Origin of the sequence: Alistipes onderdonkii (genome assembly GCF_025145285.1) — a bacterium.
GTDB lineage: Bacteria > Bacteroidota > Bacteroidia > Bacteroidales > Rikenellaceae > Alistipes > Alistipes onderdonkii.
Window position 1 is genome coordinate 1,462,238 of the sequence record NZ_CP102251.1, and the last position, 17,876, is coordinate 1,480,113.

At 61.9% G+C, this 17,876-nt stretch carries 10 protein-coding genes and 1 other RNA gene; 3 read left to right on the forward strand and 8 right to left on the reverse strand.

What is annotated here, in order from left to right; translation table 11 throughout:
• Positions 1–115 precede the first annotated feature (115 nt).
• The 7 genes from NQ559_RS06125 to NQ559_RS06155 all read right to left on the reverse strand — a co-directional run bounded on the left by NQ559_RS06125 (position 116) and on the right by NQ559_RS06155 (position 12,518).
• The gene (locus NQ559_RS06125) at positions 116–2,176 is read right to left on the reverse strand and encodes a glycoside hydrolase family 20 protein (protein WP_018695702.1); all 2,061 of its coding nucleotides are present in this window, start codon (positions 2,174–2,176) and stop codon (positions 116–118) included.
• 498 nt (positions 2,177–2,674) lie between these two features.
• Positions 2,675–3,832 carry a DUF1735 and LamG domain-containing protein gene (locus tag NQ559_RS06130; protein WP_018695701.1) on the reverse strand — a complete coding sequence of 386 codons (1,158 nt, stop codon included), beginning with the start codon at positions 3,830–3,832 and terminating at the stop codon, positions 2,675–2,677.
• A gap of 18 nt (positions 3,833–3,850) precedes the next feature.
• Complete coding sequence (locus tag NQ559_RS06135) at positions 3,851–5,758, reverse strand: glycoside hydrolase family 18 (RefSeq protein ID WP_018695700.1); 1,908 nt, start codon at positions 5,756–5,758, stop codon at positions 3,851–3,853.
• A 23-nt stretch (positions 5,759–5,781) separates the two neighbouring features.
• Positions 5,782–7,338, reverse strand: coding sequence for a SusD/RagB family nutrient-binding outer membrane lipoprotein (locus tag NQ559_RS06140; RefSeq protein WP_018695699.1), 1,557 nt, complete (start codon positions 7,336–7,338; stop codon positions 5,782–5,784).
• 12 nt (positions 7,339–7,350) lie between these two features.
• Positions 7,351–10,713, reverse strand: coding sequence for a SusC/RagA family TonB-linked outer membrane protein (locus tag NQ559_RS06145; protein WP_018695698.1), 3,363 nt, complete (start codon positions 10,711–10,713; stop codon positions 7,351–7,353).
• A 124-nt stretch (positions 10,714–10,837) separates the two neighbouring features.
• Positions 10,838–11,839 carry a FecR family protein gene (locus NQ559_RS06150; protein ID WP_018695697.1) on the reverse strand — a complete coding sequence of 334 codons (1,002 nt, stop codon included), beginning with the start codon at positions 11,837–11,839 and terminating at the stop codon, positions 10,838–10,840.
• Positions 11,840–11,921: 82 nt separating this feature from the next.
• A complete protein-coding gene (locus tag NQ559_RS06155; protein ID WP_018695696.1) occupies positions 11,922–12,518 on the reverse strand; it encodes an RNA polymerase sigma-70 factor in 597 nt (198 codons plus the stop codon).
• A gap of 387 nt (positions 12,519–12,905) precedes the next feature.
• On the opposite strand from NQ559_RS06155, the gene rnpB reads away from it, so the two are divergent.
• Both rnpB and NQ559_RS06165 read left to right on the forward strand, forming a co-directional pair.
• Positions 12,906–13,281: RNase P RNA component class A (gene rnpB, locus NQ559_RS06160), an RNA gene on the forward strand.
• Between the two features lie 402 nt (positions 13,282–13,683).
• Positions 13,684–15,150 (forward strand): DHA2 family efflux MFS transporter permease subunit, encoded by a 1,467-nt coding sequence (locus tag NQ559_RS06165; RefSeq protein ID WP_018695694.1) that lies wholly within the window; start codon positions 13,684–13,686, stop codon positions 15,148–15,150.
• A gap of 58 nt (positions 15,151–15,208) precedes the next feature.
• Here NQ559_RS06165 and NQ559_RS06170 read toward each other — a convergent pair whose 3' ends face one another.
• On the reverse strand, positions 15,209–16,471 hold the full coding sequence (locus tag NQ559_RS06170) for an anaerobic sulfatase-maturation protein (protein WP_018695693.1): 1,263 nt from the start codon (positions 16,469–16,471) through the stop codon (positions 15,209–15,211).
• A gap of 175 nt (positions 16,472–16,646) precedes the next feature.
• Between NQ559_RS06170 and NQ559_RS06175 the strand changes: the two genes are divergently transcribed.
• Positions 16,647–17,771, forward strand: a complete 1,125-nt coding sequence (locus tag NQ559_RS06175; protein ID WP_018695691.1) for an aldose epimerase family protein — start codon at positions 16,647–16,649, stop codon at positions 17,769–17,771.
• The last annotated feature ends 105 nt before the right edge of the window (positions 17,772–17,876 follow it).

A 17,876-nucleotide genomic window follows, 5' to 3' on the forward strand; every position in this document is an offset into this window, starting at 1 on the left:
CCGGAGGCTGCTCCGGCAGGGGTGAAAACGTAAAAAAGGACTCGTCAGACAGCCCCGCTCCGGGACAATGCGTGCCCGGGGGGGGGGCGATCCGGGGAAGGGCCGCCCCGCGGGGTTACTCCACGATAATCTCGTCGGTGAAAATCCAGCCGCCGGGATGGCCGTTGTGCAGGGCTTTCAGCCGCACGTAACGCGCCGCGGTTTGACCCGACCAGCCGAACTCGCGGTAGCAATCCTGCTTGTATTCGAACGGGATGTCGTTTTCGACCGCAGCAAGGGGCGTATAGTGCCTGTCATCATCCGAAACCGAGATTTCGACCGCACGGGGCATCCAGATGTCGGCATAGAAACCCTGCATGAAACAGGCCGCGATACGTTTCACAGGCTGGCGCTCCCCGAGGTCGACGACCAGTTCGACATCCGTATCGAGCCACCCCTGCCAGCGGCGGTCGCCGTAGTTCCACCCGCCGCACAGCCCGTCGGTCAGCGAAGCGTCGCCCGCAGCCGGGTATTTCGGGCTGTAAGGCGTACGGTAAACCACCTGCCTGCCGGTCGAAAGGCAATGCAGGGTATCGAGCGATTCGGGGCGGGGGCCGACGGCATTTTTCTGGTCGAAGGGGTGGTATCCGCGCTGCTGCATCCACGCCACGGCGTCGAGCACGCGGGCGTGGAAGTCGTCGTAATCCTTACGTTCGGGGGCGCTCCACCCCACTTCGGCGATCGCCAGCAGGCGCGGCCAGATCATGTGTTCGGCATGTTCGGCTGTGGGCACGTGCTCGCACCACAGGTTGCCCTGCACGCCGAGGATCATCGGCACGACATCCGCACCCAGCGAATCGGGCGCAGGGTCGTAGGAATAGGCTTGCGCGAGGGTGAGGAACGCCGCGGCGGCGACCGGCTCGCGGGTGGGGTCGTCCTGGCAGAAATCGAGGTAGCAGTAGTTCGAGGGAGCCATCACGGCGCGGTGTCCGGCCCTGGCCGCGGCGATCCCGCCCTCGGTGCCGCGCCACGACATGACCGTGGCGCCGGGCGCGAGCCCGCCCTGGAGAATCTCGTCCCAGCCCAGCAGGCGGCGGCCCTTGGCGGCGAGGAACGTCCCGATGCGGTGCACCAGGTAGCTTTGCAGTTCATCGACGTCCTGCAGTCCCTCCCGCCGCATCCGGGCGGCACATTCGGGGCAGGTGCGCCAACCCCATTTCGAAGCCTCGTCGCCGCCGATATGGATATATTCCGAAGGGAAGAGCCCGATCACTTCGGAGAGCACGCTCTCAAGGAATTCGAACGTCTGCTCGTTGCCGATGCAGAAATCGGAGTTCGTGTAGGGTTTGCCGCTGCACGAGAGTTCGGGGTAAACGGCCAGCACCTCCTCGCTGTGCCCCGGCATCTCGATCTCGGGAATCACCTCGATATGCAGGGCACGGGCGTATTCGACCACTTCGCGGATGTCGTCCTGCGTGTAATAGCCCCCGGCGGCCGCCGGGTCGTCGCGGTGGCAGTAGCGTTTGCCGCCGAAGTTCCATCCCTCCCAGTCGGGATAGGGACGCCAGGCGGCGATGTCGGTCAGGGCGGGGTATTTTTTGATTTCGATGCGCCATCCGGCTCCGTCGGTCAGGTGCCAGTGGAAGCGGTTGAGCTTGTAGCGCGCCATGAGGTCGAGCTGACGTTCGACGAACTCCTTGTCGCGGAAATGGCGCGAGACGTCGAGCATGAAGCCCCGGTAACCGAAGCGCGGGGCGTCCACGATCGTGACGGCCGGAATGCGGCGGCCGTGGTGCCCGGCCAGTTGTGCGAGCGACTGGAGTCCGTAGAACAACCCTGCGGCATCGGGGGCCGTGAGCGTGATCTTTGTGCGGGAGACGTCGAGACGGTAGCTTTCGGGGGCGCCGTCGCCCGTACGAAGCAGTTCGAGTGCGGGCATGTCGCCGTCGGAGGCCTCGGCAAAGGAGGCGGGGAAGAATCCGTCCGCGGCACGCTGCATCCACGCCGCGAGGTCGGCCTTGTCCTGCCCGTCGAGGTCGGTCGTGTAGAACAGCTTGGCAGGCATACGGAAGGCACCTTCGCCCCACGTCACCTGCTGCGGGGCCGGGATGATGCCCGTGGCCGGGCACCCGCCGCCGGCGCACGAAGCAAAGGCGAAAGCGGCAAGGCAAAAAGAGATAAGCGTGATTTTTTTCATAAGGTCTTTAGGTCGGGTACAACAACAAATCGGGATGAACCGGCAAAGCCGGAGGAGGGCGGAGCGAGCCGTGGCCGCAGCCGGAAGGGCGCCGCCGGAGAACAGCCAGCCAAAGGCAAACCGCAGCCGAAAACCGTCGGAGGACGGGGACAGCCGGAAGCAAGTGCAATCCGCGTCCGGAAACCGTCGGGGAACGGGGACAGCCAAAAACCGGAGCAACCCGCGTCCGGAAACCGTCGGGGAACGGGGACAGCCGAAAACCGGAGCAACCCGCGTCCGGAAACCGTCGGGGAACGGGGACAGCCGGAAACCGAAACCGCCGACAGGCCACGACAGGCCGCGACGGGCCGCCATCCGGGGCGGGTTTGCAGCCCGAAGCAGAGACAGCCCGAAGCAGGGACAGCCCGAAGCAGGGACAGCCCGAAGCAGGAGTATGAAAAAGGCCGTGCAACCCGGCTTATGCCGGGGTCGCACGGCCCCTGTCGGTCTATAAGCGGACTAATTCCACTTGGTGTCCATCATCGTCGGGTTGGAGCTGCCGCCGACGGCATCGTAACCGTGGCCCGTGAGGTCGCGCACGATATTGCCGGAACCGCTGTCGTTGGGCTCCCAGGCGTTCATGCGCCAGTAAGCGAGCAGCCCGTCGGACGTGGGGTCGACATAGTTCATGTTGTTGGCGATCTCGGATTGCGAGAGGGCGCGTGTCCATACGCGGCACTCGGCGACATAGCCGTTCAGCGTACGGCCGCCGCCATAGGAGGCTCCCAGGTAGAAACCGCCCGAATTGTCGCTCGTCAGGTCGATGGTCTCGCCCTGCGTTTCCACGCCCGTGGCATACTGCCCGTTGATATAGATGTCCCACGAAGAGCCCGTCCAGACTGCGGCGACGTGGTACCACTTTTCCTTGTCGAACGGCTTGTCGGTAGCTGCGGGCTGGTAGGAGTCGTGACAGATCTGGATGCAGTCGGGATCGACCTTCACGTCGCCGAAACGTACGCCGCAGATGCCCTCGATACCCATGATGGAGCTGATATAAGGATCGCGGGTCTGGAAGCCGAGCATGTATACGCGGGCTTCGAGCGTGAGCTGCGGAAGGGCTGCCAGGTCGGAATTCTCCTGGAACGAAGTCACCTTGTAGATGTTGCTCGATCCCAGGTAGATCGCCTTGCTGATCACCGGGGTCTTCAGCACGATGAAGAGCGTGCGGCTCGGTTCGAGCACGGTCATCCCGCCCGATACGGTCTTGATGCTCACCGGGACGCAATAGGTCACGCCCTCGGCGAACTCCGAGACGGACGTCACCGTGAAACCGATCTCCGAAGAGGTGTTGTAGCCGGCCAGGATGGTCGCTTCCGTCGAGCTGAGCGAATAGCTGTCGGCGGGCGGGATCTGGTAGTTCTTGCCGTATTTGTCGTTATAGGCGGCCAGCAGGTCGGGGCGCACTTCGAGCTGAATGTGGATGTCATGCTCGGCGACCACCGAGGCGGAGACGGTGATCGAGGTCTCGGCAGGGGGTTCGTCGATGGTCATGGATTTGTCGGGATTGCTCTGCGCATCGGTCATGTAGATCGCAGGATAGGTCTCCGCAGTCTCCTGACAGCCCGTGACCGCAGCGGCGGCGAACAACAGCGGAGCGACCAAATATTTCAGTTTCATAGTTCTCTTGTTTTAGGTTTAGTTTGCAGGGGCGAAAATCTCGGCCTCGTTCATGCTGGTATACCCGGTCACCCGGCCGACGTATACCCGGATGTAGCGGGCCTTCACGGTCTTCTTGAACCGGAATATCTTCCAGCCTTCGTCCGTGAGTTTGGGGACGAACGAAATTTCGTTGGTCAGGCTGAACCAGTTGGTGCCGTCCTCGCTGTACTGGAAATCGGTACATTCGGGGTTGGAGTCCTCGTAGTAGATATGCCAGCGGAAGCCGTTGATGTCGTAGGCCTTGTCCAGCGTGATGATGAAATTGCCGCCGTTCCCCCACGAATAGGACGCACTCGCGGCATACCAGCAGTTGGAGTCGAGTTTGCCGTCGAACATGCGGGCTTTCTGCGTATCGGAATCGAGGTTCCAGACGCCGTTGGCGCCGCTCGAAGCGGTGCCCTGGTAGCAGACGATCGTCCAGCCGGAAGCCGGTTCGATCTTCACGCCCGTGAGCGCCGTGGCATCGACGTCGATCTCCATCGCCGCCACAGTCACCAGCACGTAACGCACCAGTGTCTCCTTCGAGGTGTAGACATCGCCCTGCGGAAGCTCGACGACGATGGGGAGCAGGTAGTATCCCTTCTCGATATTGGCGGAGCTTACGGTAACGGACGCCTCATCGGACATGAAGTCCCCGGCCGCCACGCTGAGCGTGCCGAGCGACACCCGTGCGGGGTCGATCGCCTCATAGGAGGTGCCGTGCTCTTCGTTGTAGGACTCGACCAGCGAGTTGTCCAGCGCCAGCGGGAACGAAACGTCGGCAGGGGCGGGACGCGCCAGCTCGACCCGGATTTTTTCGTCCACCTCGCCCGTGATGGTACCGTCGTCCCCGACCAGGAACAGGTATTTGGACAGGGCGGTCGAGGTCAGGCCGACGATCAGGTCGCCGCCGGCGGGGTTCACATCCTGGATCGCCTCGCGCATATACTTGTAAGGCATGGCCGAATTCCCGTACTCGTACTCCATGTGGTAGGCACCGAAACCGGCGCCGAAACCCTGCGTGGGGTTGAAGCGCGCCATGCCCAGCAGCGAGTTGACCCACTGGCCGTCGCGGCACTCATGCGACACGCCGCCGTTTTTCCAGAGGGACTCGAAGTTCTCGGCGAAGATATACTGCTCGGGCTTCCAGCCTTTCTTATCGGCTTCGTCGAAGCGACTCTGCAAATCGGTATAGCCGTAGGATTTATAAGCCTGCACGATGCCGTAGTCGAAGCAGTCGGCCACATCGGCATGCACGGCATAGGGCACGCCGTCGATCATAAGCAGGCGTCCCGTCCCCGACTTGGGGCCGACGTATTTGCTCATGGCGAGGATCAGCTTCCTGAACAACTCGTTGTCATGCCCCACGAACGGCCCCGAAGCGCCGTAGCCGGGTTCGTAGTCAATGTCGATGCCGTCGTAGCTGTACTTGTCCATCGAGTCCTTGCAATAAGCCTTGGCATAGGCTTCGATGGCCTCGTCGGTGTATTCGCCGCCGCCGATCTCGGTGAGGAACGGCTCGGGCATCTTGTCCGAGAAGATCGTGAAGGTCACCTTCGTGCCCTTGATCTTCTGCACGAACTCCTTGTCGGCGATCTGCTCGGGGGTCAGCGAATGCCACTGGCTCCAGATGGAGATGATATCCATCGAGTCGGGAGCGCTCTGCAGGCGGGTCTGGTAGGATGCGCCCACGGCCGTCCACGAACCGTACCAGCCGAAAGCGATCTTGTGCTTGGTCTTTTTGTATTCGCGCAGGGCCTGGTAGTAGGCATTATCGCGCAGGATGGGCGACTGCTGGTCGGGATGCTGCGTAATTTCACGCTCGGGATCCGTCCAATCCGAACAAGCGACGAAAAAGGCACCCACGATCGCAAGGGCCGCGACGTATTTCAAGAAATTTTTCATCTTCCGTGTTGTTTTTAGGTTCATTATTTCTTATCCCACCAGAGTTTCGTACCGCCGGTATCGGCTCCGCCGAGCAGTGCGGTGGCAGCCGCCACGCCGGCGGCATTGTTCGAGTACTCCGAACGCGGGAAGGTCATACGGCGCACCTGGACGTTGGTATCGACCTTGCCGCCGCTGAGGTTGTTGACGATCGGGATCACCTTGGGGTAGCCCGTGCGGCGGAATTCCGACCAGGCTTCCTGCCCGTTGGGGAACATGGCGATCCACTTCTGCGTGATGATCCGTTCGAGTTTCTCCTCGTCCCCGGCGCCGGCATTCCACTTCGGGGTGACGGACGAAGGTTTCGAGGCGTTGTATTTCGTCGAGGCGGCCGAAGCGTCTTCGAACGCCTGGGGCTCGGCCGTGCTCTGGGCATAGGCGGCAGCGGCAGCGGCCGTGAGCCCGTGTTCGAGGAACGACAGCTCGATACCCGCCTTGTAGAACGATTCGTCGTCACCGCCCATCTCCCAGCCGAGCATGGCACCCTCGGCCCGCAGGAAAGCGGCCTCGGAAGCGAGGAACCACACCACGGGCGTATCCTTGGCGACGTTGGGCACCGAAAGTCCGGCATAGTCCGCCTTGAGCATCGTGCTGAGGCCGCTGCGGACGCCGTGGTACTTGCTGTCCTCGCAGGTTTTGAAATAGGCCGGCAGGCGCGGATCCGCATAACCGTTCATGTAAGCGTCGATGGTCGCACCCATGCGGGTGTCGTTATAGGCGTTCCACGTCTCTTCGAGCGGGTTGTACACCTGAACCGAACCGGAACTCTTGAGCCACGCCCCGTCGTCCGAAGCGGTCATCACCCCGTCACTGACGGCCTCCTCGGCATAGGTGCGGGCAAGAGCGGGTTCGACGAAACGGATGCGCATGGCCATGCGGAGCTTGACCGAGTTGGCCAGCTTGAGCCACTTGGCATAGTCGCCCTGGTAAACGGCGTCGACCTTCTGCAACGGCCTGGCGTCGCCCGCATTGGCCGCGTACTCCTTCAGCACCACGATGGCGGCATTCAGATCCGTGAGAAGGTTCTTGTAGACGGTCTCCTGCGATTCGTAGGGGTTTTCGGTCTGGCCGAAATTCGAAACGGGGATCGGGCCGTAGATGTCGGTGGTACGCTGGAGGGCCATCACCTTGATGACCTCGGCAACGGCGAAGACGTCGTCGGTAACCTGCCCGTTCTGGTAGGCGTACTTGAGGTTGAGCCATGCAGGCATCACATTGGTGAAAGCCACCGAGAAGGGATAGTTGTTGTAATCCGTACCGTCGAGGTCGTAGGTACAGGTATAGCTGCCGCCGTTGAAGGCCTGGATCGGGGAGAGATAGCCGCCGAAGGCGTCGCCCATCAGGTTGCAGGCACGCTGGAACTCGTTGGCCCCCACGTCGCTGCACGGAATCACGGCATCCATTTGCATGGTGGTGATGTAGGTCTTCTTGTCGACCGACTGCACCGCATCGGGATTGGTGTTGAAGGATTCGAAGTCACCGGTACAGGCGGCAAGCGCCGCGGCGGCGAAAAATCCTATTGTATGATTGAATCGTTTCATTGGTCTGAAGTTTTAGAATTGGAGTCTTACGCTGAAGCCGATAGTCCGGGAGCTGGGCTGCATGAAATAGTCGAGCCCCTGGTAATAGGTACCCGTGGAAGCGGTGATCTCGGGATCGAACGGCGCCTTGTTGTAGATCATCCACAGGTTGCGGCCCACGAGCGACACGGTCATGCCGACCTTGTCGTTGAACCACCTGGAAGGAAGGTCGTAGCCCAGCGTAAGTTCACGCAGGCGGACGTTGGTCATGCTGTAAACGTAGTGTGAAAGCATCGAAAGCCCGTTGCCGTTGTTGGCATAGAAGACCCTGGCATCGGGGATTTTCTGATCCTCGGAGATCCAGACGCCGCCGTTTTCACGGGCGTCGGCCGAATCCTGCGAGGCACCCCAACGATCCATCAGGGCCTGCGTCGCCGAGACGCCCTGGCCGCCGATGCGGGCATCGAACAGCACGCCGAGGTTCACGCCCTTGTAGGAGAACCGGTTGTTCCACCCCAGGCGGAAGCGGGCTTCGGTATTGCCGCCGTAAAGCCACGTGTTGGGATCGGTAGTGACGGTATTGGTATTCGGGTCGACATAGATGCGCCCCTGGTCGTCGGTCTTGAGCCCCGTCACGTAGAAGTCGCCGATCGAACCGCCCTCCTTGATCTTCATGCGGTAGCCGCCGTAGTCCATGTTCACCTCGTCGATGGTGATCAGGTTGCCGGCCACGTCGCGCGTCCCCTCGGGGACGAGTTCCTTGATCTTGTTGCGGTTCATCGAGAAGTTGACGTTGGTCGACCACGAGAAGTCGCGCCACTTGTTCTTGTAACCCAAGACCGCTTCGATACCCCAGTTGTTGACCTTGCCGGCATTGACATAGGCACGTTTGTAACCGGTGCTGGGAGGTGCATCGTAGCTGAAGAGCTGGTTATAGGTGTTGGTGTTGTAATAGGTGAAGTCCATCCATATCCTGTTGCCGAGGAACTTGGCGTTCAGACCCGCCTCGAACGACTTGGTGCGCTCGGGCGTGAGGTTGACAGCCGGGGCATAGGAGTCCGACGAAACGATACCGCCGGTCAGCAAGGGGGTGTTCACACCGGTGATGAACCGCTGCGGGGCGTTGCCCACCTCGGCATACGAGCCGCGCACCTTGAGGAACGAAATGCCGGCTTTGGAAAGGTCGGCCATCGACGAGATGACGGCCGAAAGACCCACCGACGGGTAGAAAATGTTCATATGGGGCGTGAAGGCCAGCTGCGACGCCCACTCGTTGCGCGCCGTCACGTCGAGGTAGACCATGCCGTTATATCCCAGCTGGGCGGTGGCGTAGATGGCCTGCGTCTGGTCGTGGTAGCGGTCGGCGTAGGGTTTGGTCTGCGAATGGCTCATATCCACGTTGTAGACCGAGAACTTGTTGGCGATGGTGGCCAGGTGGCCCTCGAAGCCTTCGCCGTCGTTCTTGTCGTCGAGAATGCTCGCACCCAGGTTGAACGACAGGGAGAACTTGTCGTCGAAGAAACTCTTGTTGATCGACAGCAGGGCGTCGGCGTAGAGGTTGTTGTGGTGGATCTTGTTGTTCTGGTAGTTACCGTACTCGGAAGCGAACAGCTTGTCGGACGAGGCATAGATCTTACGCGTATAGTTCATCACCATGTTATCGGTGCGCACGCGCCCCGTGAGGGTGATCCAGTCGGCAATGTCCCACTTGAGCGTGGCGTTGAACGTATAGCGGTGCGCCGTATTCTCGAACAGCTCGCGGTTGGTGATCCACCAGGGGTTCTCGACGCCGGTGATGAACTCCAGGGGCCAGAACTGCTTCATATAGCCCGCCGTGGCGTCGTAACGCTCGTAAACCTCGTACTTGGAAATGTCGTCGCCGCGCGGGAAAAGGTAAATGGGAATCAGCGGGTTGTGGTAGAGGCCCTGCACGAGCGGGTTACGCTTGTACTGGCGCATGTAGGAAGCGCCCAGGTCGAGCGTCAGCTTGTCCTTGATGAGCTGCGTGGTATTGCGGAAGGTAAAGTTGTACCGGTTGTAGACGTTGTTGGGGATGATGCCGCGCGAATTGAGCGAAGCGGCCGAGAAATAGGACTGGTTCACGCGCGTACCACCCGAAACCGAGATCGCATTGGTCTCCTCGAAGCCGGTCTGGAAGAAATCCGAGGGGTCGTACGAGGTCGGGGTCGAGAGCTTCGTACCCCAGCTCATGGACGGTGCCGTAGCTTCGGTGCCGTAGGTGTTCTGGAACTGCGGCATGACGAACGGCGACGAAAAGGTGGTATTGTTGGCGTAGTTCACGCGCACACGCCCCTCCTCGCCCTTTTTGGTCGTGATGACGATCACGCCGTTGGCACCCTGCGAACCGTAGAGCGCGGCCGCCGTGGCGCCCGAAAGCACCGTCATGGATTCGATGTCCTCGGGGTTGAGGTTCGAGATACCCTCGAAATCGCCGCCGTCGGGCGTTTCGTAGGTGCCCTCGGTCTGCGACGAACGCAGGTCGGGCATCGGGATACCGTCGATCACATAGAGGGCGTTGTTGTTGCCGCTGATGGACTTCACGCCGCGCATCACCACGCGCGTGGAACCGCCCACGCCCGAGGCGCTGGCATTGATCTGAAGGCCGGCGACCTTGCCCGAAAGCGAGTTCATGAAGTTGGCGTCCTTGACCGTGTTGACGATGTCGCCCGCGACCTCCTGCACGTTGTAGGTCAGTGCTTTCTCCGACCTTTTGATGCCGAGGGCGGTAACCACCACGGCGTCGAGCACTTCGTTATCCTCGTGCATGACCACCGACAACGGGGCGGATCCCGAGACGGGAAGCTCCTGTTTGGTATAGCCGATGAGCGAAATTTCGAGCGTGTCCCCCGGTTTGGCCTGCGGAAGCGAGAAATTGCCGTCGACGTCGGCGGCGGCACCCGTCGTCGTACCTTTGATAAGCACGGTGGCGCCGACCAGGGGCATGCCCTTATCGTCCTTTATGACTCCGGTAACGCCGCCCTGGGCGCTGTGGGGGGGGGAATTTTTAGCTTTCTTCGAGAGTACGATGTGCTTGTCCCGAAGGGTATAAGCGATGTCGGAACCCGCGAAGAGCTTGTCCAACACGGCCTGCAGCGGTTCGTCGTGCGCCGAGAGGCTCACTTTGCGGTCGGTGTCGATGTCCGACGTATTGTAGACGAACGAACAGCCCGTCTGCTGCTGGATAGCCTGGAAAACCGTGATGACCGTCGCGTCCCGGGCATCGAGGCTCACACGCGAGAGGGCTTGCTGCGTCTGTGCCGCGGCAGAGGTGGCGCCGAAGCATCCCAGGAGCAGCATCGGGATAACGAACAGACAACGGAAACATGCCGTGACAACATGCCCTCCCCTGCCTGTCGCAAGGTTAGTTTTTTTCATGGATCAGATTTTAGGTTAGTTGTAATGGTTAGGTGTCGAAACAGGCCGCCACAGAGTGCGGCATCCGGGGGAAAGGACATTAATTTTCCATAGGCGGATCGAAAGATTTTAAGTTCGTATTCGGTTATCGTTCAGGGTTTGCGTAGAGTTCGATGTCGTTGCCGACGATCCTGTAATTGAATTTATAGGTCAGCTGCAATACGGACATGATGTGGTAGATGCCGTCCTCGACGCGGAAATTGCCCGAGAAGCGCATGTCGCGGAGCCGGTTGTCCATGAAGCGGATGTCGACGTTGTAGTAGCGCTTGAGCTCGGCGACGATCTCCCCGAAGGTATCGTGCTCGAAGCAGAAGCGGCCGTCGATCCAGTTGATCGAGCGTTCGGCCGAGGGGCAGTCGGTCAGGCGCATGGCGTGCGTCCGGGTGTCGAAAACCAGCTGCTGCGCAGGGTGCAGGCGCACCGAGGCCTGCTCGCGTCCCGAAGCATAGGCCTTGACGGCGCCTTCGAGCAGGACGGTGGTGACACGGTGCTCGTTGTCGTCGTTGCGGATGTTGAAACGTGTGCCGAGGACTTCGATGTCCAGGCCGTTGGTCGACACGACGAACGGCGCCCGGCGGTCGTGCTCGACCTCGAAATAGGCTTCACCCTCCATCTTCACGCGGCGCTGGCGCGAAAAGAAAGGGGCAACGTACTCCACGCTGCTCGATGAGTTGAGCCACACCTTCGTCCCGTCGGGCAACACCACCTGCGACCGCTCGCCCAGCTGGGTGACGACGGTCACGGGCTGCGCCAGGCGCTTGGAAAGCGACACGGTCGTGAACCCGCCGGCCAGGAGCACCGCGGCGATCACGGCCGCAGCGGCAATACGCACCGCGACACGGCGCAGGGGGATACGGCGTCCGGCGTGCATGCGGCGCTTGAACTGCCGGAGCGAACGCTCGACGTCGATACCGGCCGCGTCGTTGATACGGTCGCTGACATATAATATATAATAGACCTGGCCGAGCATCCTGCGGTTTGCAGCCGAGCGGTCGTACCACGCCTCTACGGCCGCCGCCTGCGCTGCGTCCAGCTCGCCTTTGAGGAAGGCTACCAATACCTCTTCGTCGATTTCGAAATTTGCCATGCTGTTTGCTTGTCTATAAAGTAATACAATCCGTCAGCAAAGGATGCTAACGGAAAGGCGAAAAAAAATTCAGATTTCCTTATCAGGAGAGGTCAGGGCACAGCAACAGCACGAGCAGCGGCCAGTAATCGCTGAGTTCCTCGCGCAGCAGGCGCACGGTCTGCCCGATACGGTAATTGACCGTCTGCGGGGAAACGTTGAGGCGGGCGGCTATTTCTTTGTGGGTCATACCTTCCAGGCGGTGCATACGGAAGGTCTGCTGGAATTCAGGAGGCATTTTGCGCAGAGCTTCGGCCAGCCGCTGCACCAGTTCGCCCTCGAGGTAGAAATCGGGGTCGTCGAACGTCTCTTCGTAGTGTTCGGCCAGCTGGCGGATGATGCGGTTCTTGAGCGTGTCGCGCGAGGCGCTGTTAAGCGACTTGTTCTTTACGATGGTGAACAGCAGCGATTTGAGCGGCATCTCGGGAATCAGCGAGGTGCGGTTTTCCCACACCCACATCAGGGTGTCCTGGACGAGTTCCTCGGCGCGTACCGGCGGCACGAAGCGCGTGGCGTAGGTGCAGAGCGGTTTGTAATAGCGGCGGAAAAGCGCATCGAAACATTTTTCATCCCCGGCACGGAGCAATCCGACAACCGTGCGGTTGTCCTGTATGTCGATCGTATGCGCGTTATCTGCCATCGGCCGGTATATTCTTCTGTCCCGCCGCCCCGAAGAACGGCGGAGGGACTGAGCAAAAATACAACTTTATCCAATATTTGCAAAAAAGATTCCGTACGGGGCATACGGTGCGTCCGGACGGAGTATGCCGAAAGGGAACGGGGGGGGGAAACGGCGCAGGCAGCGCCGTATCCGGCGACAGGGAAAAGGCGGAGGCCGGGACGGCGGCGATACGCCGCCTTCACGGGGAAGCCCCCTGCCGCCCGGCGGGAATGCGTCACGGCACAGGCCGGGAGCCCGGGCACGGCATGGACGCGGATACCATGGCGGCAAGCCGGGATATTCCCGGCCTATGCCCGGAAATCGCGCCCCCGGAGCGGGAATCCGCCGAATTTTATTACCTTTGCGGGGCAGGCCCGCCCTGTCGCTGCCGGCCGAGGCCGGGAGAGGAAAGTCCGGGCAACACAGAGCACCGCGCAAGCTAACGACTTGATATCCGTGAGGGTATAGGAGCGTAACAGAGAACGACCGCCCGCAGGGGATTTTCGTAATCCCGGCGGGTAAGGGTGAAAAGGCGGGGTAAGAGCCCACCGCGGGGGCAGCGATGCCGCCCGGCAGTACGTCTCGCGGGTTGCAAGACCGTGTATACCGGCAATTAAGGGTTGCTCGCCCGATGCCGGGGGGTAGGTTGCTTGAGACGGCAGGAGACTGCCGCCCTAGATAAATGACAGGGGCCCGGGGTTCGCCCCGGGAACAGAACCCGGCTTACAGGGCCTGCACGTACGGGGATGCCGCTTTCCAGCGGCATCCCCTTTTTTCGGGCCGCTACCGCAACGGGACGGACGGCGGGGAGCGGGAGGAGCATCCGGGGGAGGCGGAGAAAGCCCGGAAAGGAAAAAACGCAAAAGGACGGGCGTCCCATGCGGCAAACGGACAACCCCATGCGGCGGACAGAGGGAGCCGGGAGGAGCATCCGGGGGAGGTGGAGAAAGCCCGGAAAGGAAAAAACGCAAAAGGACGGGTGTCCCATGCGGCAAACGGACAACCCCATGCGGCGGACAGAGGGAGCCGGGAGGAGCATCCGGGGAAGGCGAAGAAAACCCGGAAAGGGAAAAAACGCAAAAGGACGGGCGTCCCATGCGGCAGGCATCGGCAGAGTGGCATTTTTTTGACGTATCGCCCGCCGATGGCGACCCTCGGCGAACATATCCGGCAAAGCACCGCCTACAAATGGTGGATCCTGGGCATGATCATGCTCGGGACGTTCATGGCCGTGCTGGACGTGACGGTGGTCAACGTCGGGCTGCCGGCCATCATGTCGGCTTTCGGCATCGGCATCTCGACGGCCGAATGGGTCATCACCGCCTACATGATCACCATGACCGTCATGCTCCCTTCGGCGGGATGGTTCGCCGACCGCTTCGGGAACAAACGCATCTATATCCTGGGGCTGGCACTCTTCACGCTCGGGTCGTGGCTCTGCGGCAAAGCCCCGGGCGACCTGTTCCTGATCTGGGCACGCGCCCTGCAAGGCGTCGGCAGCGGTATCATACAGTCGCTGGGACTGGCGATCGTGACCCGCGAATTCCGCCCCGAGGAGCGCGGCCTGGCGCTCGGCCTGTGGGCAATGGCGGCGGCCGCCTCGATCTCGTTCGGTCCCCTGCTGGGCGGCTATCTGGTCGATGCGTACAGCTGGCACAGGATTTTCGACGTGAACGTCCCCGTGGGAGTGCTCGCCATCCTGCTCTCGGCCTTTATCCAGAAAGAATGGAAAAGCCCGGCGCGGCACCCGTTCGACTGGCGGGGATTCGTGGCCATCGCGCTCTTCATGCCGCTGGCGATCTTTGCGCTGGCGCGGGGCAACTCGCCGACCAACCACGACGGCTGGGCGTCGCCCACGGTGATCGGCTGCTTCGCCGTGGCAGCCGTCGCGCTCGCCTACTTCGTCCGCACGGAGCTGCGCAGCCCGGCGCCGCTGCTGCAGCTGCGCCTGCTCGGGGAACGCAACTTCGGGGTTTCGATGGCCGTGCTGACGCTCTTCTCGATCGGCATGCTGGGCGGCACCTACCTGCTGCCGCTCTACATGCAGCGCGGGCTGGGCTACACGGCGCTGATGGCCGGGAGCGTATTCCTGCCCGTGGGGCTCATACAAGGGGTGCTGTCGGCCGTATCGGGTTACCTCACGCGCTACGTCAAGCCCCTGCTGCTCACGGCGGCGGGCATCCTGCTGCTGGCGCTGAGCTTCTGGCTGGCCAGCCGTTTCTCGCTCCACACCTCCCACCGGCATATCCTCTTCGTGCTCTATATCCGCGGGCTGGGCATGGGGCTCACGTTCGCCCCGCTGAACTTCTTTTCGCTGCGGAACCTCACGCAGCACGACATGGCCGCAGCGGCGGGTATCTCGAACAGCATCAAACAGCTCGCAGGCAGCATCGGCATCGCCATCCTGACAGCCGTTTACTCGGCCCGGACGGCCTTCCATGCGGCGCACGAAACAGTATCGGCTTCCCAAACCTATGTCGAGGGGGTGACCGACGCGCTGGGCGTGGTGACATGGCTGACCCTCGCAGCGGGGTTGCCGCTGCTGTGGGTATTCCGCAAAAAACGGAAGAAAACACCGGCAGGGAATCAGAGGGAGGCAGGGGAAAGTTAAACCGGAGCGGGAAAGGCCGGACCGGTGTGCGCCGGGCCACCGGATCGGCAACGGACGGCTACATCAGCCCCATGCGCCTGCGGGCGAAAGGCATGACCCAGGCCGGGGATTGTTGCCGCGCGAGCAGGTCGCGCATGTATTCCATGTAGGGTTCGACGTGGCGGAAATAATGCATCAGCCCCTCGCAGAGCGAATTTTTGGGGCTGCCGTCGGCCCCGCGGGCGAAACGGTGCTTGGGACATTCGCCCCGGCAGGCGAAATAGTAGTTGCAGCGCAGGCACCCGGCGGGCAGCGTGTTGCGTTTGTCCAGCCCGAATTCGCGGCGTTTCCGCGAGCGGTAAAGCTCGGCAAGGGGCGTCTCGCGGATATTGCCCAGCCTGTACTCGGGGTAGACGAAATGGTCGCAGGAGTAGACGTCGCCGTTGTGCTCGACGACCAGCGCGTCGCCGCACGTCTCGCCCATCGAGCAGACGCCCGGCTGCACACCGCACCACTGCGCCAGCGAGGCGTCGAACAACTGCACGAAACAGCGCCCCACGTCGCTTACGACCCACTCATCGAAAACATCGCACAGGAAATGCCCGTAGCCTTCGGCCGAGACCGACCAGCCGGCCAGCCGCGCCCCTTCGTGTCCGGGCGGGACGATCAGCGGACGGTGGTGTCCCGGTTTGTCGACGACGTGTTCGACGGCGGGCAGGAACTGCATGAAGCGGCTGTGCACCTCGTCGCGGAAGAAGCGGTAGATCTCCCCGCCGCGCCCCTCGCAGCACCGGTTCACGACGCTCAGCGTATTGAATTCCACGCCGCTGCGCCCGAACATCCCGACCGTCCGCATCACGCGCTCGAAGGTCGGTTTGCCGCCCCTGGTCAGGCGGAAGGCGTCGTGGATATCCCCGGGCCCGTCGAGCGAGAGGCCGACCAGGAAATTGTTGGCGGCGAAGAGGTCGCACCACGCCTCGTCGACCAGCGTACCGTTGGTCTGCAACGTGTTCTCAATCCGTTTGCCGTCGGCGTACCTGCGCTGCAGCTCCATCGCCCGGCGGTAGAAATCCAGCCCCAGCAGCAACGGCTCGCCGCCGTGCCAGCAGAACTGCACGGTGTCGACCTCGTTGGCCCGGATGTACTGTTTTATGCAGAGCTCCAGCAGCTGGTCGTCCATCACGGCCTGGCGGCCGCCGTACTGCACCGCCTTGTCGAGGTAGTAGCAGTAGTGGCAGTCGAGGTTGCAGGCCGAGCCCGCCGGTTTGAGCATGATCGAGAAGGCCGCGGGGGCGACCTGCTTCTCCGCATCGCGGAACGTGAATATCTGCTTCTGTTTCATGGAGCGGGCTGATGTCCCTGGCAAAAATAGCAAAATCCCGCCAATATACGCCGCAAATGTCCGAAAGCGTGCCGAAACCGTACGGGCTCCGGCAAAAAACCAGGCCGCAGCGCACGTTTTTCGCCGGAATCGTTTATCTTTACGTGCTGAAAAAACTTAAAAAAACCCGAAACCGATGAAAAAATCGCTTATCCTACTCGGCATGTCGCTGCTGGCTGCGTGCGGCGTGCAGAAAACGGAACTCCCGCTGCTGCCCGAAGAGGCATTCCAGACCACCGTCGACGGCAAACCCGTCGCACTCTACACGCTCCATGCGGGCGACATCACCATGCAGGTCACCAACTACGGCGCCCGCGTCGTATCGCTCTGGACGCCCGACCGCGAAGGCCGCTACGAGGACATCGTACTGGGCTACGAAAACATCGGCCGCTACATAGACAACACGGGCGAACGGTTCCTCGGCGCCGTGGTAGGCCCCTACGCCAACCGCATCGCAAAGGGGCGCTTCACGCTCGACGGCGCAGAGTACACCCTTCCCCTGAACAACAACGGGCAGACGCTGCACGGCGGGCTGAAAGGCGTCGACCGGGTGGTATGGGACGTAGTGTCGGCCACGGACGACAAACTGGTGCTGCATTACCTCCATCCCGACGGACAGGACGGGTTCCCGGGCAATCTGGATATCGAGATGACCTACTCGCTCACCCCCGACAACGAATTCCGCGTGGACTACAAGGCCACGACCGACAAGCCCACCGTCGCGAACTTCTCGCACCACCCGTTCTTCAACCTCAAGGGCGAAGGCAACGGCACGGTGCTCGACAACGTGATGACGATCAATGCCAGCCACACCACCCCGGTGGACTCGGTGCTGATCCCCACGGGCCAGATCGCCCCGGTGGAGGGTACGCCGTTCGACTTCCGTGAGCCGCACGCCATCGGCGAGCGCATCGGAGCCGACAACCAGCAGCTGCGCAACGGCGGCGGCTACGACCACAACTGGGTCATCGACCGCAAGACCCCAAGCGGCATCGAGCAGGCCGCCACGGTCTGGGAACCCGCCTCGGGACGTACCATCGAGGTGCTGAGCGACCAGCCCGGGCTGCAGGTTTACAGCGGCAACTTCTTCGACGGCACGAGCATCGGCAAATACGGCAAACCGCAGCGCTACCGCGAGTCGCTGGCGCTCGAAACGCAGAAATTCCCCGACAGCCCCAACCACGACAATTTCCCCTCGACGGTACTGCGCCCCGGGGAGACCTATACGCAGGTCTGCATCTACAAGTTCGGCGTGAAATAACACGCAGGATATGCCTTGGCGGCGGAGGGCACCCGATGGTGCCCTCCGCTGTTTTTCCGGGGCACGGATGCCGCCCGCAGCCTTAGGCGCCAGACCGCATCGCCC